The organism is Leucobacter sp. UT-8R-CII-1-4 (assembly GCF_030010235.1).
Classification (GTDB): Bacteria; Actinomycetota; Actinomycetes; order Actinomycetales; family Microbacteriaceae; genus Leucobacter.
This window is the reverse complement of record NZ_JASCRS010000004.1, coordinates 219,744-242,276: the sequence shown is the minus strand read 5'-3', so window position 1 is coordinate 242,276 and position 22,533 is coordinate 219,744. Positions and strand designations below refer to the sequence as shown.

17 protein-coding genes are annotated in these 22,533 nt (G+C 57.1%); 9 read left to right on the top strand and 8 right to left on the bottom strand.

The window, feature by feature from the left end; translation table 11 throughout:
* Nucleotides 1-83: 83 nt before the first annotated feature.
* The gene (locus tag QBL02_RS10850; RefSeq protein ID WP_282726454.1) at nt 84-3,740 is read right to left on the bottom strand and encodes an efflux RND transporter permease subunit; all 3,657 of its coding nucleotides are present in this window, start codon (nt 3,738-3,740) and stop codon (nt 84-86) included.
* 314 nt (nt 3,741-4,054) lie between these two features.
* Here QBL02_RS10850 and QBL02_RS10845 point away from each other — a divergent pair, with 314 nt between their 5' ends.
* Nucleotides 4,055-4,816, top strand: coding sequence for a sigma-70 family RNA polymerase sigma factor (locus tag QBL02_RS10845; RefSeq protein ID WP_282726453.1), 762 nt, complete (start codon nt 4,055-4,057; stop codon nt 4,814-4,816).
* Here the strand turns inward: QBL02_RS10845 and QBL02_RS10840 are convergent.
* The 6 genes from QBL02_RS10840 to QBL02_RS10815 form a co-directional block, all read right to left on the bottom strand.
* Entirely contained in the window at nt 4,813-5,592 is a 780-nt protein-coding gene (locus tag QBL02_RS10840) for a hypothetical protein (RefSeq protein WP_282726452.1), read from the bottom strand. The two genes, QBL02_RS10845 and QBL02_RS10840, sit on opposite strands and share 4 nt — an antisense overlap.
* Nucleotides 5,585-6,148: a hypothetical protein gene (locus QBL02_RS10835; protein ID WP_282726451.1), complete on the bottom strand. Its 564-nt coding sequence runs from the start codon at nt 6,146-6,148 to the stop codon at nt 5,585-5,587. The genes QBL02_RS10840 and QBL02_RS10835 overlap by 8 nt, the downstream gene beginning before the upstream one ends.
* 162 nt (nt 6,149-6,310) lie before the next feature.
* On the bottom strand, nt 6,311-9,073 hold the full coding sequence (locus QBL02_RS10830; RefSeq protein ID WP_282726450.1) for an LPXTG cell wall anchor domain-containing protein: 2,763 nt from the start codon (nt 9,071-9,073) through the stop codon (nt 6,311-6,313).
* A 122-nt stretch (nt 9,074-9,195) separates the two neighbouring features.
* The gene (locus QBL02_RS10825) at nt 9,196-11,820 is read right to left on the bottom strand and encodes a helix-turn-helix transcriptional regulator (protein ID WP_282726449.1); all 2,625 of its coding nucleotides are present in this window, start codon (nt 11,818-11,820) and stop codon (nt 9,196-9,198) included.
* 195 nt (nt 11,821-12,015) lie between these two features.
* Nucleotides 12,016-13,146: an HTTM domain-containing protein gene (locus tag QBL02_RS10820; protein ID WP_282726448.1), complete on the bottom strand. Its 1,131-nt coding sequence runs from the start codon at nt 13,144-13,146 to the stop codon at nt 12,016-12,018.
* Nucleotides 13,143-13,901 carry a DUF5819 family protein gene (locus QBL02_RS10815; protein WP_282726447.1) on the bottom strand — a complete coding sequence of 253 codons (759 nt, stop codon included), beginning with the start codon at nt 13,899-13,901 and terminating at the stop codon, nt 13,143-13,145. Before QBL02_RS10815 ends, QBL02_RS10820 begins: the two co-directional genes overlap by 4 nt.
* A gap of 749 nt (nt 13,902-14,650) precedes the next feature.
* On the opposite strand from QBL02_RS10815, the gene QBL02_RS10810 reads away from it, so the two are divergent.
* From QBL02_RS10810 to QBL02_RS10775, 8 genes are all read left to right on the top strand, one after another.
* Nucleotides 14,651-15,229 (top strand): hypothetical protein, encoded by a 579-nt coding sequence (locus tag QBL02_RS10810; protein WP_282726446.1) that lies wholly within the window; start codon nt 14,651-14,653, stop codon nt 15,227-15,229.
* A gap of 158 nt (nt 15,230-15,387) precedes the next feature.
* Complete coding sequence (locus QBL02_RS10805; protein WP_282726445.1) at nt 15,388-16,458, top strand: response regulator; 1,071 nt, start codon at nt 15,388-15,390, stop codon at nt 16,456-16,458.
* The gene (locus tag QBL02_RS10800; RefSeq protein WP_282726444.1) at nt 16,458-17,444 is read left to right on the top strand and encodes an ATP-grasp domain-containing protein; all 987 of its coding nucleotides are present in this window, start codon (nt 16,458-16,460) and stop codon (nt 17,442-17,444) included. Before QBL02_RS10805 ends, QBL02_RS10800 begins: the two co-directional genes overlap by 1 nt.
* Nucleotides 17,444-18,157, top strand: coding sequence for a PHP domain-containing protein (locus QBL02_RS10795; RefSeq protein ID WP_282726443.1), 714 nt, complete (start codon nt 17,444-17,446; stop codon nt 18,155-18,157). The genes QBL02_RS10800 and QBL02_RS10795 overlap by 1 nt, the downstream gene beginning before the upstream one ends.
* Complete coding sequence (locus tag QBL02_RS10790; protein WP_282726442.1) at nt 18,154-19,647, top strand: glycosyltransferase; 1,494 nt, start codon at nt 18,154-18,156, stop codon at nt 19,645-19,647. The genes QBL02_RS10795 and QBL02_RS10790 overlap by 4 nt, the downstream gene beginning before the upstream one ends.
* A complete protein-coding gene (locus QBL02_RS10785; RefSeq protein WP_282726441.1) occupies nt 19,644-19,793 on the top strand; it encodes a hypothetical protein in 150 nt (49 codons plus the stop codon). The genes QBL02_RS10790 and QBL02_RS10785 overlap by 4 nt, the downstream gene beginning before the upstream one ends.
* A complete protein-coding gene (locus tag QBL02_RS10780) occupies nt 19,790-20,137 on the top strand; it encodes a response regulator (protein ID WP_282726440.1) in 348 nt (115 codons plus the stop codon). The genes QBL02_RS10785 and QBL02_RS10780 overlap by 4 nt, the downstream gene beginning before the upstream one ends.
* Complete coding sequence (locus tag QBL02_RS10775) at nt 20,134-21,879, top strand: PAS domain-containing sensor histidine kinase (RefSeq protein WP_282726439.1); 1,746 nt, start codon at nt 20,134-20,136, stop codon at nt 21,877-21,879. Before QBL02_RS10780 ends, QBL02_RS10775 begins: the two co-directional genes overlap by 4 nt.
* Here the strand turns inward: QBL02_RS10775 and QBL02_RS10770 are convergent.
* Nucleotides 21,870-22,454, bottom strand: coding sequence for a TetR family transcriptional regulator (locus tag QBL02_RS10770; protein ID WP_282726438.1), 585 nt, complete (start codon nt 22,452-22,454; stop codon nt 21,870-21,872). The two genes, QBL02_RS10775 and QBL02_RS10770, sit on opposite strands and share 10 nt — an antisense overlap.
* Nucleotides 22,455-22,533 lie beyond the last annotated feature (79 nt).

The following is a 22,533-nucleotide window of genomic DNA, read 5'->3' as shown; positions in this document are numbered from 1 at the left end:
CACTGCGAACAAAAGCAGTGCCGGGTCGAAACGTAAGTCTCGACCCGGCACTATCGCGGCTTCCGGTTTCCCGTTCACCTCACCTACATCTCAAGCAGCGCCTCACGACGGGCGAGCCGTGCCTCGCGGCGGCGCTCCATCGCTGAATAGATGATCGGCACGAGTACGAGCGTCAGCAGGGTTGATGAAATCAAGCCACCGATGACCACAATCGCGAGCGGCTTCGAGATGAACGCTCCACCACCGGTCAAGCCAAGCGACATCGGAACCAGCGCGAAGATCGTCGCAGCTGCCGTCATCAAGATCGGGCGCAGCCTGAGCCTCGTGCCGTGATCCACCGCTTCGCGAAGCGGTACTCCATCTGCTCGTAATTTATTGATCAGGTCCATCAGCACGATCGCGTTCGTTACGACAATGCCTACCAGCATGAGCAAACCAATCAGGGCGGGCAAACCCATAGGTGTGCCGGTGATCAATAGCCCAAGAATCGCGCCGGTTGCCGCAAACGGTATCGACACCAAAAGCACCAGAGGTTGCCTGAAGTTTTTGAAAGTCGCGATCATCACGATCAGCACCAGCATGATCGCAACCAGCATTGCAATGCCCAGCTGCCCGAACGCTTCGTCTTGCTGCTGGCTCGCGCCGCCAACGTTGAAGGTCACACCGGCCGGCAGCTCGGTGCCTGCGATAGCTGCCTGCACCGAGGCATTTGCCTGACCCAGTTTTCCCTTCTTGGGCATCACCGTGAGCGACACTTTGCGCTCGCCCTCCGCGCGAATAATCATTGGCGGCACCAGTTCGTCTTCAACCGCGGCAATATCACTGATTTTCAGGCCCGTGCCACGAATCTCTTGCACGGCTTTTTGTTCGGCTTCAGCTTTTTGTTGTTCAACGAGCTGATTCGCCTGCTCGACCTGCGATTGGCGCAATTGATTCACCTGCTCGTCTGCCGCAGTGATGCTCGCCTCGGCACCCGAGATAGCTCCCTGCAACGCAGCGATCTGCTCGGCGCGCTCATTCTCGGCGCGTTCCAAATCATCTGGTTCGTCTGGTTTTGGAATCGGAACAAGCGGCTTCTTCATCAATGCGGTGAGCTGTTCTCGCAGTTGCCCCAGACTCGCGACGGCTTCTTTGCGTTGCGCTTGTGCATCGCTGATCTGTTTTGCCATCTCAGCTTCACCGCGCGCCTTGGCACTGTCGGCTTCCTGCTGGGCCTTGGCCTGCAGCGCGTCTGAGGCAACTTTTTGGGCTTCGGCTGTTTGCTGCGACGTGACAGGCAGCACGATGCTGCCCACTTGGTCGGCAGTGCGCTGGGTGCCCGGGGTTCGCATCAGAATCGAACGCGATTCGCCCTCGAACATCAGTTGACCGATTTGGGTGCCGTCCATTGCTTCCTGAATTGCTTTGGCGACACCGGCCCGGTCAAAACCAAGCTTCGCTGCTCGGGCCTCATCAAGTTTGATCCGAACCACGCTTTGCTCACCCGAGAGTTCGCTGCGTACCGACTGCACGCCCTTCGCTTTACCGAGTTTCGTTTCAAGCAATTCGCTGGCAGCTTTTAGTGCCGCAGGATCGTTGCCCTGGATCTGCAGATCGATGGCGCCACCACCACCGCCACCACCACCGCCGGCGAATGCGTCTTTGGTAAGTAGCTGAAATTCTCCGGGCTTTTTCATCTTGTCGAGCACGGCTTGAACCCGAGTAGCAACCTCTTCTGAGTCAGCACCCGATTCAAGCATCATTGAATACGAAATGGTGGGTGGCCCAGCCGTCTCGTCGTTGCCGAGTGGGATCGAGACGATTACGTCTTTCACTCCGTCGACTTTAAGTGTTGCCTTTTCGACCGGCTCGGCAGCGGCGATCAGATCCGCTGCTTTCAAAGGTGCCGGTGTTGCAGTGGCTGCGCTCTGTGCGTTTGCACTTGGCGCTCCCCCGATCTTTTCTTCGGTGTTCTCGGCAGCCGCACCGCCGCCCGGGGTCTGAATGAGTTCAAGACTCTCGTTGCCAGACGAACCAATAAAGTCAGTCTGAATCACTGAGGTCAGGCCGAGCGTGATCGCAAGTAGCAGCACGGAGGCGGTCACGGTAATCGCCGGGCGTCGCCAGGTCGCGCGTAGCTTCGGCATGATCGCGCGTTGCAGTTTGTCTTCTGGGAGTTGAATTTCGTCGGCGTCTCGATGCGCGCTGACAGCGGTGGGGTCCGCGCCCTCGGTAGCGACTGCCCCGCTCACGGCTGCATCACCCGCCCCTGCTTCAGCATTCGCCGGGGCTTTCCGCGGGCCTCTGCGGAGGAACCAATACGCCATCACCGGCACGATCGTGAGCGCCACCAGAAGTGAAGCCATCAGCGCTACCGAAACGGTCACAGCGAACGGCCGGAACAGTTGCCCTGTCGGCCCGGTCACAAAGATAATCGGCAAAAACACCGCAACAGTGGTGAGGGTTGAGGCTGTGATTGCACCCGCAACCTGCCTCACCGATGCAATAATTCCAGGCACAGTGATGCCGTCGACAACTGCCCGTCGGTTAATGTTCTCGATCACCACAATCGAGTCGTCAACCACCCGCCCGATTGCGATCGTGAGGGCACCGAGCGTCAACATGTTCAGGGTGTTCCCTGACCAAAGCAGGCCGATCATGCTGATCAGTAGTGAGAGCGGAATGGAAACCGCGGCAATAATTGTTGATCGCCACGAGGCCAAAAACACAAGGACCACCAAGATCGCAAAAAGCAACCCAAGTCCGCCCTCAACAGAGAGATCGTGCACAGACTGTTCGATGTAGGGCGCCGGATCAAAAAGCGTCACAAATTCTGCTTTGAGCCCGGGTGCAAGCTCGGCTAGCTTTTCTGAGACGGCATTCGAAATCTGCACAATGTTGGCGCCCTGCGCTGCGGTCACCGAGAGGGTAAGCGACGGTTTACCGTTCACTCGGGAGATACTGCCGACCGGCAACTTTTCGGCTTTTACATCAGCGAACTCTTTGAGCAGCACCAGGCCGTTTTCGGCGGGTACGGGCAAGTTTTGCAGCTCTTCAAGGGTAGTAATTGAGGTGCCGACCGTGATCGAACTCGACCCATTCGCCGTTGGCGCCTGTCCCGCTGGCAGCACCGCTCCCTGAGCCTCAAACACTTGAGTGATTTGCGTTGGATCAACCTTCAGCCGGGCGACGTCTGCCGGGCGTAAATCAATCGCGATGCGCTGCTCTTCGCGACCGCCAACTTCAACTTTTTGCACCCCGGGGATGGTCTTGAGCGTCGGCGCGACCTTTTGAGCGAGTGCGGTAGAGAAGGTGTCTTGGTTGCCTGTGCTGCCCGCGCTGATTTGGATAGAGGGAGCCTCTTTATTGCTGCCCGAGAAAACTTCAAGTCTCGCCGTGCTTGGGAACGAAGATTTCATGCCCTCGGCAGCTTGTTTCACGGCCTGCAGCGTCGCTTCACTATCACCCTCGAATGCCCACTCAACCATCACGTCTGAAGATCCGGTTGAGGTGGTCGAAGTCACAGTTTTCACGCCAGCAACAGTCTGCAGCGCCGACTCAAGCGGCTCCGTGACTGTCCGGCTCATCTCCTCAGGAGCAACACCCTCAAGCTGCACCGAGACGTAGGCCGCGGGGATGCTCGTAGGCGGCATCATCTCTTGTTTAAGCGCACCGGCCGCGAACACACCCAGCGTTGCGATTGCGGCTGTCACCAGCCCCACCAACAAACGATTCGCCAAACTCAATCGCGTCAAAAACACCCAGCTACCTCACGATCACAAACAATCGGCGGCACCCTATAGTGCTGCCGATTCCAGCATGCGCAAGGCGAGCTAGCGGGGGTATCCGCTACCCGGCTGGTCCGCCCCCGCCGGTCGGCCAGAAACTGGCCGAATACTGGCGTTTTCGAGCGCCGAAGAAAACCACACAGCAGACCCAACACTTTCCTGTGTCCGCACCGAGGTGTGCTTGTTCCGCACCCAATTGATCACGATTCGCACCGAATACATCACGTTCAACTCGGAAGATTCATTCTGCCCAATGAACAGGTGTTTCAGGCGTTGAAGCTGGGGGTGTGGCCCTTCTTAGTAGCATTTCCGCTCCCTCCTCGGCTCCCTCGACGAGCCGAAGCGATGCTGCCCTTTTGTGCGAAGTTCGTGCTGGGTCAAGCGAAGCGTGGGCCGAGCTCTGGCGGCGTCATTATTCAGCAGCTTTACTCACCGCGCGGCGTGCAATGTCACGTCACGAAGCCGAAGATCTCACCTCGCAGACATTCATTCGGGTTCACGAAACAATCATGCGAGGTAGTGGCCCAGTCGACACATTTCGCGCCTACTTACTTACAGCGGTTCGCCACGCCGTCTATGACTTCACGAGAACGCACCGAGAGGTTCCATTTGGGTTTGCGGAGGACCTTCCCGAGACAGAACAGTTGAGCGTCGCCCAATTCACTGAACACCCGCACAGCGCGGTAGTTCAAGCTTTCGAGTCTCTGCCAGAACGTTGGCGAAATGTGCTCTGGCTCTGCGAGGTTGAAGAGTTGCACGGCCAAGAGCTGGCACTGCGACTCGGGTTACAGCCAAACGCGGTCGCGGCACTTGCGTTTCGAGCACGTGCCGGGCTGCGCAACGCCTGGGTTGAATACAAATTGCGGGAGCGTTTGATTTGCTCCCCAGAGCATGACTGGGTAGCAGTCGCTGCTGTAGCTTTTCATCGCGAAACCCTTCGCGGTAGAGCACACACCCGATTGCTCGCACAAGCAGAGTCATGCAGCTCATGTGCGCTAGCACTGCACGAAGCACGCACTCTGCTCGAACGAGTTCGGTCGAGCCGCTAGCTGTTGTTCGACATCCGTCCAAGCTCCAGCTGCTGGGAAAAAACTTCAGCACTCGTTGGAGTGCTGATAATTGGCGCCTCTTGCATGGGGCTCAGCGTCACCACGCTCAGCACGCCTTCACCGAGATCTGCCTGCACCGAGTCGAACCAGGGTACCGAATCAGAGAGCTGAAAGCGCTGCTGGGCCCCCTCGACGGTTACACTCAACGCTCCCGCGTGGTCTCCAGAATCAATCATTGTGGGATCATTCAGCAAGATGCTCGACCCGAGCGATTGCAGAAATACCGTCATATCGGCAAAACTAATCAGGGCACTCGCCTGCTCACCAGAGAACACGGCAAATTTTGAGCCAATCTCGTTGGCTTGCACCTCCGGGACCCCGTAAGAAAGCCAATACTCTCTTGGTGCAGATATCCAAGCGGTGTCGCCAATTCGTACGATCTCAATAGGGAACGCACCCAGCAGAAACTGACCGTGCCACGAAAGCAGGTCTCCGCTGACCTGCACCACCCCAGAGAGTGCCGGTTTTCCGTCTTGCGCGACCTCAAGTTGCGTCTGAATCCCCTGCTGGTTGAGAATCGCCGCCCGCGCGTCTCGGTACTGCGCAAGCGTAGTGCTATCGGGTTGGGTGAACTGATCCTTGCTGCTTACTTCGTTCTCGGCAGCGTCTGCTGTCGCTTCAGTCGGGTTGTCGACTGTGCAGCCTGTCAGCAGACCGCCAAGCAGCACAAAACCGAGTAGGCCTGCGACCGTGGAACGCCAACCTCGGTTAGCCACCGACAAAGATCTCATCCGGAGACACACTGCAGCGTGATTCAATTGCTTGGCCGTGCTGATCCGCAGCCTCTTCATAGGCGAGTGCGAGTTCACCGAGGGCAGTTAATACTTCATCGTTTGCGATTGCGCCGCCATAAGAGCCGAGCACTTCATTGGCTTGTTTTGAGGTGTCTACGATTTTTTGCCATGTTTTCACTTCTGCTGGCTGTTCAGAGAGCTCTGCGAGCTTAGTGAAAATAACCTGGGTCTGAGTGAGGCGGCCAGACAAATCTTTCTCGACGCTCGCCGGCTCAAGCTGACCGGTCAGCACGTTGAGGCTGCGCATATCTTCAAAAAGCGCGCACTCGTTTGTCGCTTTCGAAAAGTCAAAGCCATCAATCTCAGCGAGAATCTCGTCTTGGGCAGCCTGCCGAGACTGTGCTTCTTCCTGCTCTTTCGACGTTGTAGCTGAAGGGTTCTTCTCCGCTTCATCGCTCGTGGTACAGCCGCTCGCCCCCAGTACCGCCACCAAGGCGATTGCACACAGCATGGTCATTTTCGAGCGTTTTGCTAACAAGGGTGTTCCTTCCTCAGAACTCAAATACCCGTCGTGTGTATTTGAGGAGAACCGTGTTCGGTTACCCGTCATGGGACAGGTGTGGTGGGTTCGGTGTTTCCACCGAACCCACCGAGCGGCTGAGAGCGCAGAGCAGGCTTTGTGCTCTCAGCCGCTGATTACTTATTCAGCGCTACCAGCGGTGCGGCGACGAATCACCGAAATACCCGCGGCAGATGCGCCGAGCAACAGTGCAATCGCAGCACCCCAAAGGAGTCCAGCGTTGTCACTACCGGTGTTTGGCAGGTTGGTGCCGTTGGTGTTGCCGCTTGCGTTTGCGTTGGCAGTTCCCTGTGCCTTTGCCGAAGCATTCGCTGCGGCACTCGCCTGGGTTGACTTGTCACCATTGGTCGACTTGTCGCCATTGGTCGACTTATCGCCCTCGGTTGACTTATCGCCCTCGGTTGACTTATCGCCCTCGGTCGACTTGTCACCCTCGGTCGACTTATCACCCTCAGTTGCCTTGTCACCCTCAGTCGACTTATCACCCTCAGTTGACTTATCGCCCTCGGTCGACTTGTCACCATCGGTCGACTTATCGCCCTCAGTTGACTTGTCACCCTCAGTTGACTTATCGCCCTCAGTCGACTTGTCACCATCGGTCGACTTATCACCCTCGGTCGACTTATCACCCTCGGTCGACTTATCACCCTCAGTTGACTTGTCACCCTCGGTCGACTTATCACCCTCGGTTGCAGCATCTGCGTCTGCAGCGGCCTCACCCGATGCGTTCGACGATGCGTCTGCGTCAGCAGCTGCCTGAGAAGCTGCCGAAGCGTTGCCGTTTGCCGCTGCCGAAGCCTCAGCATTCGCGTTCGACGATGCCTTTGCCGCGGCCTGCGCCGAGCCCTCAGCGTCCTTCGAAGCCTCAGCCGAAGCTTCAGTCTTGGCAGCAGCCTGCGCTGCAGCCTTCGCAGTTGCATCGCCAGCTGCCGAAGCTACGTCGTTGCCATTCGCATCAGCTGCAGCCTGCGCTGCAGCCTCAGCGGCCGCGTTTGCCTTACTGTCGGCCTTTGCCGAAGCAGAAGCAGACGCAGAAGCGTTCAGGTTGCCGTTTGCATCGCCCTCAGTCGACTTGTCACCCTCGGTTGACTTATCGCCATCGGTCGACTTATCACCCTCAGTTGACTTGTCACCTTCAGTTGACTTATCACCATCGGTCGACTTATCACCCTCAGTTGACTTGTCACCTTCAGTTGACTTATCACCATCGGTCGACTTATCACCCTCAGTTGACTTATCGCCTTCGGTCGACTTATCGCCCTCAGTCGACTTGTCACCATCGGTCGACTTATCGCCTTCAGTTGACTTGTCACCCTCAGTCGACTTATCACCATCGCTTGCTGCGTCAGCGGCTGCATTGGTTGATGCATCCGAAGACGAATCTGCGTCAGCAGCTGCCTGAGAAGCTGCCGAAGCGTTGCCGTTTGCCGCTGCCGAAGCCTCAGCATTCGCGTTCGACGATGCCTTTGCCGCGGCCTGCGCCGAACCCTCAGCGTTCTTCGAAGCCTCAGCCGAAGCTTCAGTCTTGGCAGCAGCCTGCGCTGCAGCCTTCGCAGTTGCATCGCCAGCTGCCGAAGCTACGTCGTTGCCATTCGCATCAGCTGCAGCCTGCGCTGCAGCCTCAGCGGCCGCGTTTGCCTCGCTGTCAGCGTTTGCCGAAGCAGAAGCAGACGCAGACGCATTCACGTTGCTCTCTGGGTCGCAAGAAATGCCGCCCTCTGAGATGTGCGCTGCAACATCGGTCTTCATGACGCCAAACTCAACATTGCCGAGCGCACCAATCAATGGCAGCTTGAGCAGCGAAGCGTCGAGGGTCAGACCGTTCATAGTGCCTGAAGCACTCGTGCCGTCTTGAGCCTCTACCTTGTTGGTGATGCCTCCGTAGGAGATCTCACCGGTCAAGATCGCGTTGATGGCCTTTGGCAGGATTTTGTCGAGCTCGATGCTCATTCCTGGATGCAGGCTGACGCTGAGTGCTCCACCAATTGCAGAAACAGTCATGTCAGGCATCTCGCTCACAACAAGCTTCGCGCCACCAGGCTGTCCATTCGCAACTGCGGTCATCTCAGGCCACTGGTTTGGATCTTCACCAGCGCCCCAAGACACACGAAGCGTGTTGCCCAGCACGGTAGCTTCACCAAACTGCCACTTCGAACTCGCAGCAACTGCGGTGCCGCCGACGCAAGCGTCATCAGCAACCAGGTCAACTGATCCCGCAGTTTTGCCGAGCTTCGCGCCCGCAAGCGGAAGCATTGGCTGCAGCATCGAAGGAAGCAGCGGCAACTTCGTCAGTACTTCCAGATCAAGCGTGGTCTGGTTCACACTTGCGAGGGTGCCAGATCCGGCAGCCACCACGGGTGCCCAAGAGCTGCTTGCGGTGCCAGTCAGCGCATCGATCTTCGCAAGCGGCGAAAGATCGACTTTGCCAAAGTTCTGGACTGCAGTCTGTCCCTCGACGTTTGTGAGAGAGACAGATTCGGCCTTCACCGGCTGAACTGGGATACCCATTGCACCAATACCGAGTGGCGTTGCGCGTGCGTACGAACGAGCGTCCGGGTTATTGATAATGCTGTTGGGGATACCGAAGTCGAATGCACCGAGCTGCCCGTAGTGGGCAAGTCCCTGGCTATCGGCCACCGAAATCGACTCAGCAATATTCGCGCGTGCGTTAATAAATCCGACAAGATCAGCAGCCGCGAACGCGCCATACGCACGTACGTGACCACTGAATTCGCCCTCGATCGGTGCGGCCTGGGCCGCAGCACCGCCGCCGATCAAGCTCGCAGCGACGACGGAGGCGACTACGCCGGAAGCCGCAAGGCGGCGCCCGACGCGCGACGGCGCCTCAGACTGTGGGCGTTTTGCCCGAAAAGCTGAACTCATGCTTCTCCTCATTTATTCATTCGAAGTGGGTAGCGCCTCAGAATGAAGCACCTTCGAGCGGAGCTGCATGCCAATGGCGCGCGGCTGCCCTCACATAGAGAGACTGGAGATCCGAGTTCGTATTACGCGCGAGTAGAAGTTTCTTCTCTTGTGGGGTCTTCGTCTCCCTCGAGAGACTTTCTTCCGTTGCGTCGGCCTTGCAATACCGGCACAAATCCAGCAAGATCACTTCGCTGTTCAGCTTCAGCTTTGCGCAGGATCCGGTTGAGATGGCTCTCAACCGTCCGAATGCTCATTCCGAGCTTGCTCGCAACCTCGCCGTTGTTTAGACCAGCCACCACTGCCGAAACGATCTCAGCCTCGCGAGAGGTAAGTCGGAGATAGTTCTGGGAGAATCTGCGTTCATCAACACTCGCCGTACCCGAAGCCTGTCGACACGCCTCGTATCGATCCAAACATCGATGTTTGAGCGCCAACTCACCCGTTGATTCTGCAATTTCAGCTGCGCGACGCCACGCATACAGTGCGTTTCCGTCTTCGCCATTTTTTGCAAGCTTTTCGGCTACTGACGCAATAGCCAAAGGATCTTCATCTCGAATCGCAATAGCGAGCGCAAACTGGGTGTGCAGAAGCGGGCTATCAACGTGATCAAGCCACATTTCAACTCGTTCAAAACGCTCGTCAGATGGCTCGATCTCTATCGCTGCCAGGCCGTGCAGCACGGCAGCAACCCGTCGTCCCTGTTGCCAGCCCGCTTGAGCGCTTGCCCAGAGCAAGTCGCCGTTCTCATGCTGACCTCTCGCAATAGCGATCTGAGTTTCGAGTAGCACTTGGCCGAGCCCGGGCCGATCTGGCGAAAGGTAGTCAACAAACTTCACCCTGTCGGCGATCGCGATCCCTCGCTCCAAATCACCTGATCGCACGAACGCTAGGGCGACAAGATTGAGTGAGTCTGCATGAGACTGTGCCTGATAAGTTCGCAAACTACTTAGGGCGCTAATACCGCAAAACAGCAGGGGAATATCGTCATAACGACCACGTAGTGTCAGCACAAGGATGAGCACATAGTAAGCAGTGTGCAAGGCGTCAAGGTCTAGTCGTGAACGTGCAGTGTCCACGGATCTACGCGCCTGTTCTTCGGCAGCAATCAGGTCTCCTTCAAAGCAGAGCAGCAGCGCACTGGTAATTGCGTAGTTGCTACTGCCCGCGGCGTTGACGCGTGAGATCTTTTGGCTAAGAGTTCTGGCGTGCAAAATATGTCCGTACCAGACCTCCCCAAGGAATCGTTCGTTCAGCATGAGTCGGGTCTGCATGAGCGGAGCAAAATCCGAACTCTCTTGATGCAGATCATCTTCTTGCCGCGCTCCACCGCACTCAAGAGATGCCGTGAGTCGAACAAATTGCGCACCCACTGGGCTGAGCTGCGACTCGGGCCCGGTGGCAGACTCGAGAGCTTGCCTCACCTCTTTTCCTTGCGCGATCTCGAGTCGAAGCCGGCAATAGGCAACAATCGCGAGCGCAAAGTCTTCTTTCATGCCCGAAAAATCGGTGTTTAGAATTTGGCTGAGTTCGGCCTCGGTTCCTGGCAGTTTTGAGAGATCCCGCGCTAGCTTCACGGCGTGCAAAGGGTTCGCATCCGCGGCCCAAAGCGCACGACGTTTTGCTATCTTTCGTTCGACTTGCTCGCCCATTGCCCGCAGGAATATCGCATCACTCTCACCAATCTTGCTGAGGTCTCGATCGTTTTTGCGGAGGTTAAGATCGAACTCACGGCTCAGCAAACTCACGCGATCCATTGGGGCGCCCGGTAGTGAACTCGTTGCACTACGATCGTGGAAATAATCAACAAGAATTGGTGGCGAAACCGCTGTACAGGATTCTCCATCGAGTTCATAGAATGCCATGAACCCCGCATTCGCGAGTCGATTCAAGCGAGAGGCACCAACTAGTTGTTCTGCCGCAAAAAGTTCAAGACTGCGCTCCGCGCTCAGCATCATCAGCGCTTCGCGATCCTCGTCGCTAATTCCCTCAAGCATGCTTGCGACCACTCCGCTTAATGCGGAATGCCACAATTGCGTCTCTAGTTCCCAAACGGCGTTTCGTTTTGTGATGCGGTCTGCCATGAGCAGGCCTTCAAGCACACCGAAGACCAGCGCAGGCACACCACCGCTATAGACAAAGAGCCTGCTCGCAGAGGCATAGTCGAGCGCTCCCCCCAGTCGCTCCTCGACCGCCACAGTCATTTCAGAGAAACCCATCGGGTGCAGTTGCACCACAAAACTCGACCTCGCAGATGACCCTTCAAGCCCGGTCGGGGTTTGCATAAAACTGTCAGTCGGGCGGCGGCCCACCACCACCGAAATCGAGGATCGGGCTTTTACGGTTTCGATGACTCCCCAAGACACTTCGTCCAGGTCGTGCCAATCATCGACAAGGAGCGCGAGCGGACCTACTGAGGCCAGCGACCGGAGTGAGTGCACGACCCCGGCAATACCGGTGGCTCTGCCGTCTGCCGCGATCCCGATTTCGGCCGCGTGCAGGGCGGCGAGCGCGTGCGGGCGCAATGAGAGCACACCCTTGATTCGAACGACCCGCCATTCTCGCTCTTCGAGCTCTAACGCTACGCGTTTGAGCATCGTGCTTAAGCCGATTCCCCGCTTCGCAACAAGATCGATGTCATGCCCGAGTTCAAGCATTTTTACGATGCGCTGCAGAGCAGTCGCTCTTGGCTGTTCCAAGCTGTTCATGTTCCCCGTTTTCCTTATCTGGTCTTCATGTTCAGGCAGCCACGCAGTCAGTTTGGGCATCCCTCCCAAAGTCAGTTCTGCATTTCACAGACCTTCAGGTGGCGGCACTGCAGAAGCATCATCACCCAATAGGAGGGAACTCAACGAGTAATTCGTCAACTTAAGATCAGCCATTCGGCGAAGGATGTGCTCAGATCACGCAATCGAGGGGGTCGAAACCTCTCTTCCGCGGGCGCGATGCCAGCGCTGCTCAAGCCCGCTCCAAGTTCGATCGCTAATAAAAATTGCGTCGAGGGCGATCATGCCGAGTGAGAACCAGGGCAATCCCATGAGCAGCCCGATAGCCGCGTGGAAACCCATAATGATGATCAAAGCGAGCACACGAGTGAAGCGATGCAACAACATCATTGGAAAGGCTGTCTGCACGAGTACTGTACCTATGGTGCCTATCGCAACCACGGGCCCCCAGAAAGTAACGAGATTGCTGAGCGCCGGCCACGTTCCGAATTCCATGGTGTGCAGTGGTGCGTAAATGGCAATGCCTTCTTGCCATGGCTCGCCGCCAGCTTTGAATAGCCCACCCGAGGCGTAAACGAAACAGATCTGAACACCGATCACCACAACCGCAGAATTGTGGGCAAGATTCGTCATCCAACTAGGAAGTACCGGCTGAAAGTTCCAGAGACTGCGCAATTTACCCGTGCGCAGGTGCGCAGTTCTTGATCTGCGTATTGCGTCGAGTGACCAGCGTTCGGAGATTCCACTAAAAAGTAATGCGATGAACACGATTCTGGTGAGATTATCGCTTTGGTTTTGCACATAAAGGTTGATGTTCACGAAGCCCACCCAGAGTACAAACAATGGAATCATGACGAGCCTTGTGCGGTAGCCGACAATGAACAGCGTTGAACAAACGATCAGGGCAAGCAGCACTAGTGTGATGCCGAGTTCCGTTCGAGCAGCTTCACGCACCAACGAAAATGGCCACATCGTTGAGAAACTACTCGATGGGTATTGCAGCTGACCTGTCCAGGCTGCGCCGGGTCCCCACGTGTAGTTGCGTGTTCCAAATTCGGACAGCGCGCTGCCGAGTAACGTCACACCGAGCAAGATCCGCACGACCGCTGTGCCGTAGAGCGCATGTTTTGCGTCGAGGGCCCAGCTTTCGACGAATGAAACCATTCGGTCAACGGTGTGCACTGTTGAGCGCCAGATTCCCGCGAGAAACACAGATATCGCTCGGAGCAGGCTGTTTACTGATGTTTGCGAGTCTTCCTCGATGTTTTGGGTTTCATCAGGGTCCTTCAGACCTATGGACGTGTTCACTGGCCAGACCTCCTCAAGGCATCGTTAAAAGTGCGCGCGAATGCCTCTTGAGATTGGTTCTGCAGTTCGAGCATGCCCCGCCAACCTGTCTCGACGATTTGTTCGGCTGGACGTTCTGCGTCGGGGTCGTGGCGCTGAGCAAAAGGAATGACATTTTGCCGACTCACTTGAAATTGCACGGTGACGACTGAATCTCCCCAAACTGCGCGAGCAACCTGTGCCGCATACGCCGATGCGTAGCGTTCTTGCGCAATATACGTCGCCACCGGGCTGTCCTCTTCGGCAGCCTCATCGAGCGAGAACTGCATTCTGCCTAGCCAGTCATCGCCCTTGTAATATCCAAGCTTTACGATTTCTTTTTGTTCATCGTTGAGCGCAGCATGTGCACCTTTGAAGTTCGATGCGAGCTGCGAGGCAAGGCCAGCGGCGCGTGGCGGGAAGACGTTATAGCGGGCAAGTGAAAGTTCTGCCGCGGTTGCATCAACCCACTCGGTCATTTCGAATTCGCCATCTTTTTCAATGTGCGCCCTCACTTTGAAGAGGTAGTCACCGTTGATTGGCGCGGGCGCAAACACGCTCCAGCTTTGCCCATACCAAGGAAGCATGTACTCGGAGAGCAGATTTCCCGGCACGACAGTGCGTAACTCGCTCGGCGGTGAGATCCATAGGAATGAGGCAAAAATGTGCCATCCGGTGAAGAGGGCAACTACCGTGAGCCCGATTCGCGCCGCAAGCGGTCGTTTTCGCCGTTCCAAGATTCCTCCGCATGTTCCGTTTCCAGGGGCTGCGCGGCGTTGCTAGACGTCACGCCCTGACCGAAGGCGAAAAACACCAGGCTGCATACGCATAATGCGGTATCAGCGGGCTCGTCGTGGCCAAGCTGAGTTTCACAATAGGCATCAGCACCATGTCTGAAAACTCCTCGGGCGTTCTTCCGAGTGGCGCAACACTTCAAGCGTGCACAGTTGCATGAATTAAGTGCAGGGTTCAACAACTTCAGCGTGCACTTACCCCTTCTTCGGTGCGAGTACCCACATGCGAGCAGTCGACCCACCTGGATCGGTGGCGAGAACACCAAAAACCCCCTCGACCACGTGTTTTCTCACGCAGAGCAAGGCAACATTCGAGACAACCCATCCCGCACACGCCCACCACCCTCTGAACAACCTCTTGCCCACACGTAGAGCACGCAGTTCTCGCACGCAATCGCCTCACTCCCCGTTTTGAGGCCCGTTCTGTGCTTAGGCTCTCTCATGTTCCACCCAACTTTCCCCCCAAAGCTCAGGAGGGTGGAACGCTTGGCAGAAAGTCAGCGTGCGTGGTTTCCATGACGTACTGGCCCTGCCGATGCGCCAAGGCGCTGGGCTGCCGTCGGGCTACACTTCCCGAGAACGACGGCAGTCCCTCAACTCGCGAACACGAGTAGGGTAACAATTCAAACAATCATTGACGCATATATTTGTTACCTGATTGAAAAGCTTCAAAAGCAGGGGTGGAATCGTAAATGGATCGGCTTACCGCGTTAATTCTGCTGCTCGTAGAGATGTACACCCCTCGAATCCGAGACCTCATCCTGTTGCTTGACGTAGAGGGACCGCTCGCCATCGATTCACCCGATGTCACGGTATTGCTGAAACGCTTGACCGAAATGCTCGACGAGGGTCTGATCTGCACCGAACTCGAGGACACGACTGAATACCCAGACGCTCGCCGTCTTCGAATCTCAAGCAGCGGAGAGTCAGAGTTGCGCAACTGGTTCGAAAAGCCGTACTCACCAACCCCGCGGGTCGAAAAAACGACATTCTCATTGCGCATGCTTGCGGCAGCAGCATTTGCACCGCACACGGCGCTCCGCACGCTTGAAACTGAAGTGGCATTTCGCAATTCACAACTAGAGCTACTCACAGCGCAACCGACTGTGGTCATTGATCACCCCGAGCCGACCGAGTCCCAACGCCGCGCCCGACTGCTGACCGAAACACTGCACCAAGGCAGGATCATCTCAATTCGCAATTGGATCGATGTACTCACAAAAATGCACTTCCAACTGATTCACGGCAGCACCAACTCGGCAGACCGTTAGAAGCCAAGAAGTCACCGGTTTCAAATCGAACAAAATTACTGCGGGCTCAAGCTCTCGCGGAGACACAAAACGCGGCTGAAATTTCCCGCCACTGTGCGGTAAAGTCTGGAATTATCAAGATTCCAATCGCACCTGCATTCGTGCCCTAGGAGCCCCGCATGCCCCCCTTAGCTCACTCCGCTGCGCCTCGCGTACTGGTGGTTGACGACGATCCCGATCTCGCGCTGCTGGTGAAGGTATTGCTTGAGCGTCGGGCAGGTGCCGAGGTTGAGGTTGCAAACAACGGCGTCTCGGCGCTCGCTGCGGCCACCGATTTCAATCCTGACGTGGTCGTGACCGACATTGAGATGCCCGGACTCAACGGTATTGAACTACTTTCCGAGCTACGCCAGCGCACCCCAGATGTTGGCGTCATTGTGATGACGGCGCACGTTTCGGTTGAGCACGCCGTTTCAGCACTGCGCGCGCAAGCCGACGAGTTTCTACAAAAACCGCTCGACAACGCCAAAGTCGTAGAAACCGTGCTTCACCTCACCGAAGAAAGTCGCCGCCGAGCCAAAGCGAGCCGGGCACAGCAGCGGGGCAAAGGCGAAACAGTGTTGGCCGTCGGCGCACACCCCGACGACGTCGAGATCGGTGTTGGCGGTTTGCTTGCCGCACATGCCCACGCGGGCGATGAGGTCACCATACTCACCATGTCGCGAGGTTCGCGCGGAGGCAATGCCGACAATAGGCAAAATGAGTCACTGGCTGCAGCTGAGCTTCTTGGTGCACGACTCTTTTTGAAAGATCTTGTCGACACTGAAATTTCAGGTGGCGGCGCAACCGTGCGACTCATTGAAGAGGTAGTGGCCGAGGTGAAACCCTCGATCGTGTACACACACAGCATTCATGACCGGCACCAGGATCACCGTGCCGTAAGCGAGGCAACGAGTGTAGCCACCCGCCACGTTGGCACTGTTGCTTGCTACCAGAGCCCATCGGCAACCATCGATTTTCGGCCGACGCGTTTTGTGCGTATCGAAGACTTTCTTGAGCAGAAACTTGAGCTCTTGCGCTGCTATCAGTCGCAGACTGCGACACGTGATTACCTCTCCCCCGATTTCATCACTGCAACAGCCCGCTACTGGTCACGTTTTGGTGGTGGCACGGCGGTAGAACCACTTGAAATCTTGCGAGAAACTTCTGGTCTTGTTTACGCCGACCGCCTCGCCGAAAAGGACGCCTAATGTCGATCAACGTTTTGGTCACCGGAGCGGGCGGAGCCGCCGGAGTCGCTGTGATCCGCTCGCTGCTTCGCAGAGCAGACCTCACAGTGTTTGCCGCCGACATGGATGGCTGGGCGAGCGGCTTGTATTTGGTGCCAGCGGCACAGCGCCGCATTGTTCCGCCAGGGGCCGGTAGCGATTTTGTGCCGGCGCTTGCGGCGCTCGTCGAAGCAGACAGTCTCGACCTTGTTATTTCAACGGTTGATGTTGAGCTGATCACTCTTTCCGAGCGGCGCGAAGAACTCGCCCCAGCGGTTTTGGCAGCGCCCTGTGCGGACACGTTGAACTACGCGCTCGACAAGCTGAGCCTTGCCCGGCAATGCGAATCAACCGGTTTGGTGCCGCGCACCGAGGCAGCGGGCGCAGACGCGAATAGGGTCGATTGGGAGTTCCCGGTGTTCGCAAAGCCTCGCCGAGGTGCCGGCAGTCGAGGCGTTCGAGTCGTGCCAGATCGTGCCGCGCTCGAAGCTCTTCCCCTTGACGAAGACCTCATTGTGCAGGATCTTCTGCCCGGTGAAGAGTACTCGGTTGATGTGATCTCTGACACCACCCAGCATGTCATCGCTGCGGTTCCACGCACCCGCACCCGCGTTGATTCTGGGGTGTCGATCGCAGGTCGAACTGTGCACGACCCCGAGCTCGAAGAAGCTGCGACGAGAATCGCTGAGGCTATCGGCCTTGTCGGAGTCGCAAATGTGCAGCTTCGCCGCAACCGCCAGGGCAAAGCCGTGCTGCTTGAAGTGAACCCGCGTTTTCCTGGCGCGCTCCCCCTCACGATTGCGGCAGGCGTCGACATTCCCTCACTCGTCGTGGATCTGTTTCTTGGCAAGTCGATGCCTGAGCGACTTGAATTTCGCGAACTTGCAACGGTTCGTTTTCTGGAAGACGTCTTCATCGACCCTGCCGAAGTGCTCGTTTCTGAGCACGCGGCGCACCAGGACGACTGATGCACGCGCTGCTTCGGGGCGACCACCACGTCCACTCCACCTTCTCTGACGACGCAGTCTCTTCGCTCGCCGAGAATGTGGCTGCCGCACACGCAATCGGGCTCACCGAGCTTCGCCTGGTCGACCATGTGCGCCGCGATACCGCCTGGGTGCCTGAGTTCGTGTCGGCGATCCAGCGCCTGGAAATTCCTGACGGGCTTACGGTTCTGAACGGTGTCGAGGCGAAAATTCTAGATCACGCTGGATCACTCGACATTCCCGTGCTGCCTTCAGCGGTGCAGACAATTCTGATTGCCGATCATCAGTTTCCCGCACCAGAGGGCCCCATTGGCCCCACTGAGGTGCGCCAACGTATTGCAAACGGGTGGGCAACCAGCGATGTACTCGATTGCTACGTGCAGGCGCTGATCGCGACTATCGAGCGGCACCCAGGAAACCAGCTTGCGCACTGCTTTTCGCTACTGCCCAAGATCGGTTTGAGCGAAGAAATGCTCGGCTCCGAGCGTCTCGCTGCCTGGGCGGAAGCTGTTGCGCGGAGCAACACTTCGGTTGAGGTGAACGAGAAATGGGGATGCCCTGAAACTTCGGCTCTCAATGCCGCCATCGCCGCTGGCGTGACTCTCGTCGCGGCAACAGACAGCCACAACGCGAATAATGTCGGCAGATACTCACGTGTCGCCGATCTGCTCAAAACGATCGAAGTGTTGCCATGACTCCCGAGCTCTCAGCATTCGACATTGTCGTCATCGTGCTACTGCTGATCTGCGTGTTTCTCGGCATGACTCCGGTGCTCACTTCGGCCTTTCAGTTTCTGGTGCTGCCGCTGCACGCGTTTCGTAATCACTTTCGTCAGGCGCAGCCGTTCACCCCTAAAGTCGCGGTTGTGGTGCCAGCTTGGAACGAGGGTCTTGTTATTGGCGCCTCGATTGATCGCCTACTCGCGCTTGATTACCCAGAAGATCAATTGCGCATATTTGTGGTCGACGACGCTTCGACCGATAACACCCCTGATGTGGTGCTTGAGCGTGCCGCAAATCACCCGGGGCGTGTGGTGCATTTGCGACGTGAAGTTGGCGGCGAGGGCAAGGCACACACTCTGAACCATGGCATCTCACGCATTCTTGCCGATGATTGGGCAGAAGCCGTGCTGATTATGGATGCTGATGTTATCTTCGCGCATGATTCGCTACGCAAACTCGCCCGCCATCTCGCCGATGAGAAGGTGGGGGCGGTCACCGCTTACATCGCCGAGGGCAGCGAAGACCGCAACTACCTCACTCGTTTTATTGCGATTGAATACGTTGTCTCGCAGTTGGCGGCACGTCGCGCTCAAAACGTTCAGGGCGCGATCGCCTGCCTTGCCGGCGGTGCTCAGTTGCACTCGCGCGCAAATCTTGAGGCCATCGGCGGGAGAATTCCCACCGGCACTCTCGCTGAAGACACGATGACGACTTTCGAGGGTCAGATCAAGGGCCGCCGAATGGTGTTTGAGCCCTACGCGGTGGTGCTTGCCGAGGAGCCTCGCACGATCGACAGTCTCTGGAAACAGCGGCTGCGCTGGGCCCGTGGAAACGTGCAGCTCACCTCTATCTACAAGCACCTGTGGTTTCGGCCCAGCCGGGAGCACCGACTTGGCAGCGTTTCTTTCGGGCTGATCTGGTTCAGTGTGTTGCTGCTGCCTGCGTTTATGTTGCTCGCTTCTGCTGCGCTCATGACGCTGCTCATTCTGCACAGCGATATCGCTGAGGTGACTTTCCGTTTCATGTGGATATTCACGGTGTGCGTTTACGTCTACCTGATGGTCTTTTCCGTGCAATTGGATCCGAGGATCGGCAGGCAGTCTTGGCGTGAAGCGCTGCTCTTCCCCGGTGTGGGCGCCTGGCTATTAATGTCTGCAGCGCTTTTTCCGCAGCTGCCAGAGGTCATCTCGGTTTCAGCGTTTGGCGTCGAGTTGAATGCCGATGGGCGATTTATTGTGCTCGCCTGCTTGTATCTTTGGGGGCCGGTATCGATGGCGGGTGCGTGGCTTGCGCGCTACGTCGAACGTCTCCCCGGCGGCAAGTTTTTTGCCGGGCTTATGCTTTACATATTCGGCTATGGCTCACTGCTCTGCGCGATCACAGTTGATTCGTACATCAAAGAGTGGCGACGCGCAGACGCGTCGTGGGTGAAAACCGAAAAGGTTGGAAGGGTTGTCTCGTGAACGATGGATCACCGAACACTTCTCGAAAATACACTCGTGAGATAGAAGACGACGCGCGTGCTGAGCGACGTCTGATTCCGCAGGCGCTTATTGCCCTGTGTGTGGTTATTGCCCTCGCGATCGTACGCGAATTGCTGGTGCGATGAGCGGGCGCCCACGCGCCCTCGTTGTAGAGGACAGCGCTGACCAGTTAGAGCTTTTGCGGTTTCTACTCAATCGTGAGGGTTTTGATGTGTTCGGTGCGCTCGATGGCGAGTCGGCGATCGCTTCGCTCAGCAGTTTCACCCCTTCGCTGGCGGTGATAGATCTGCTGCTGCCGGGTATCTCAGGTTCCGAGTGTGCCCGCCAGTTACGCGAGCGGGTGCCCGAGTGCCGCATTGTGATCAGCTCGGTGCTTGATGAGTCCGAGTATCCTGAAGCCGATGCTGCCCTACCGAAACCGGTTCGCGGCTCACAGGTGCACGACATGCTCGTACGGATGGCGCAATGAGCAAGGCCCAAGCGCCGAGCCGTTTGAACGGTTCAAACACTGTCTCGGCCGGTTGGTATCGAAGGATTAATGATCCGAGCCCGCTGCTGAAGCAGTCTCCCACGCTGCTGGCGGTACTCGTCGCTGCCGCACTGGTGCTCGCTTCACCCGGCATCGCGGTTACCAACATGCCTGCCGTTGTCGTCTCTGTGTCTGCAATTGTGCTTGCAACAATCGCGGCAGCATTTTTGAACAAGTGCGACGATGTGGATTGGCGTGTGCTTGCCATTCCGATGATCGACATTCTTGCGCTCGGACTTTTTCGCGCGGGCACCGGTGGCACTTCGTCGCTCTTTGGGTCTCTTGTGCTTCTGCCAGCGGTGTGGCTGGCAGCTTCACCGGGGTTGCGCCACGTGTTCACGGTTGGCGGACTTACCTCTATCGCTATGCTGATGCCCTATTTTGCGAATCCACCGAGCAACTCGGTCGACTGGCTTCGCGGGGTTATCACGCCGCTGGTTTTCGCTGCGGTCGCGGCGGTGGTGAACGAGCTTTCAAGGCAACAGCGGCTGCAACTGTGTCGGGCAAAAGAGCTGGTTGAACAGCGCACGGCGGCACTGCGCGAAAACGAGCGGATGGTTGCTCGTCTCACTGAATCAGAGCAGCAATACCGCGCACTTCTCGAATCGTATGACAGTCTTTGGGCTTCGATTACTGCTCAGGCCGTGATTGCGACCGACACTGACGGTCAGGTGGTTGCTTGGAACACAGGGGCCGGCCGCTTGCTGGGTCTTTCTGAGTCTGCGGCTCTTGATGGCGTAAACATGGAGCGTTTTTTCACTCCGGCTGCGATTGCGAACGCGATAGCTGATGAAAGGGTCGATGGCGAAGCCGGCTTGCGCGGGCTTTTTGCGGTGGTCGATTCTGGTGTTGACGTTGATGTGAACATTGACGCATTGCCTGCCACTGGTTTCAGTTTTCCAGCTCGCCTCACCGCTTCGATAAGACGCAATGGAGCGGGCGAGTCGATCGGGTATCTTCTGGTGCTCAGCGACGAAACACGCGCTGCGGAGATCGCCCGCATGAAGGATGAGTTTGTCGGCATGATCTCGCATGAGCTGCGCACGCCGCTCAGCTCGATTGTTGGTTTTCTTGACCTTTTGCAGAGCGACACCGAGTATCCGCTGACTGAGGAACAGCTCGGCTTTGTCGAGGTTATTGATCGAAACGCGCGCAGGCTGTTGCAGCTTGTCGGCGATCTTCTTTTCACCGCAAAGGTTGAGTCCGGGCATTTTTCGATTGACCGAAGCGAGATGGATCTTGCGTCCGTCGTTCGAAATTCTGTTGCCTCTGCGCGAATCCAGGCTGAACAGAACGGGATCGAGTTGCAGGCTGAGCTGCCAGTTGCCGAGATTCCGTTTAGTGGTGATGCCGGTCGTCTTGGTCAAGCGGTCGATAATCTGCTCTCAAACGCGCTCAAGTTCACTCCGCGTGGTGGCACGGTGACGGCTCGAGCGGTGCAGACACCGCAGGGAATTCTGCTGAGTGTGGCAGATACCGGTATGGGGATCCCCGAGGACGAGCAAGAGAAGCTCTTTACTCGTTTTTTCCGGGCCTCAACGGCGACGCTCAATGCGGTACCCGGTGTGGGGCTCGGTCTCAACATCACTCGAGCGATCGTTCAGGCTCACGGCGGCGAGATGAGTGTTGTCAGCAAGGTTGGCGAGGGTGCTGAGTTCAGGATTCTGCTGCCTCAGCAGTGACTCGGTGAATTTGTTGAGGCGAGGGCTCTTGCGTGCTCAATAATGGTTGCACGCTGCTCGTCGAGGCTCATTGGTGTGCTCATGATTGAACTGGCGAGGTGACGCAGTTCACACCAGCCGACGGCGAGCGCGATCAGGCTGAAGAGCAGTTGTTCGGCTTTCGTTTGGTCGAGATTTGGCAGCGCTGATTGCACCCCGCATACCTTGCTTTCGCAACCGAGTTTGCGTGATTCGAGTGCTACTGGTTCATCGAGTTCCAGGCTTTCCCATACAAGCAATCTCGAAAGTTCGGGTCGTTCTTCGCAGCGGTCGAGTAGCTGCGTCATGAATCCGGCGATGCTTTCGGGGCCGGATCCCTTGAACACAATTTGATCGAGCAGGGCGGTCAGTTCGTGCTCGAGCACGGCACCGAAGAAGGCGCGCTTGTCGCCAAAGTAGCGATAGATGCGCTCTTTGTTGACGCCGGCATCGGCACCGATCGTTTCCATTCGAGCGCCAGCGAAACCTGCGGCGGCAAATTGACGCACTCCCGCTTCAAGTAGTTTGCGCTTTGTGGTGTCGGTGTCCCAGGCCATGCGGCAAGCCTAGCAAATCCCAACCAAACAGTTGCAATTTATGCGCTGGATCGATACGCTCCATTTGCAACCAAACGTT

Coding starts and splice junctions, on each gene's coding strand:
- QBL02_RS10795 (WP_282726443.1), top strand. CDS start 17,444: ATGCACGCGCTGCTTCGGGGCGACCACCACGTCCACTCCACCTTCTCT.
- QBL02_RS10800 (WP_282726444.1), top strand. CDS start 16,458: ATGTCGATCAACGTTTTGGTCACCGGAGCGGGCGGAGCCGCCGGAGTC.
- QBL02_RS10830 (WP_282726450.1), bottom strand. CDS start 9,073: ATGAGTTCAGCTTTTCGGGCAAAACGCCCACAGTCTGAGGCGCCGTCG.
- QBL02_RS10770 (WP_282726438.1), bottom strand. CDS start 22,454: ATGGCCTGGGACACCGACACCACAAAGCGCAAACTACTTGAAGCGGGA.
- QBL02_RS10810 (WP_282726446.1), top strand. CDS start 14,651: ATGGATCGGCTTACCGCGTTAATTCTGCTGCTCGTAGAGATGTACACC.
- QBL02_RS10790 (WP_282726442.1), top strand. CDS start 18,154: ATGACTCCCGAGCTCTCAGCATTCGACATTGTCGTCATCGTGCTACTG.
- QBL02_RS10805 (WP_282726445.1), top strand. CDS start 15,388: ATGCCCCCCTTAGCTCACTCCGCTGCGCCTCGCGTACTGGTGGTTGAC.
- QBL02_RS10825 (WP_282726449.1), bottom strand. CDS start 11,820: ATGAACAGCTTGGAACAGCCAAGAGCGACTGCTCTGCAGCGCATCGTA.
- QBL02_RS10780 (WP_282726440.1), top strand. CDS start 19,790: ATGAGCGGGCGCCCACGCGCCCTCGTTGTAGAGGACAGCGCTGACCAG.
- QBL02_RS10775 (WP_282726439.1), top strand. CDS start 20,134: ATGAGCAAGGCCCAAGCGCCGAGCCGTTTGAACGGTTCAAACACTGTC.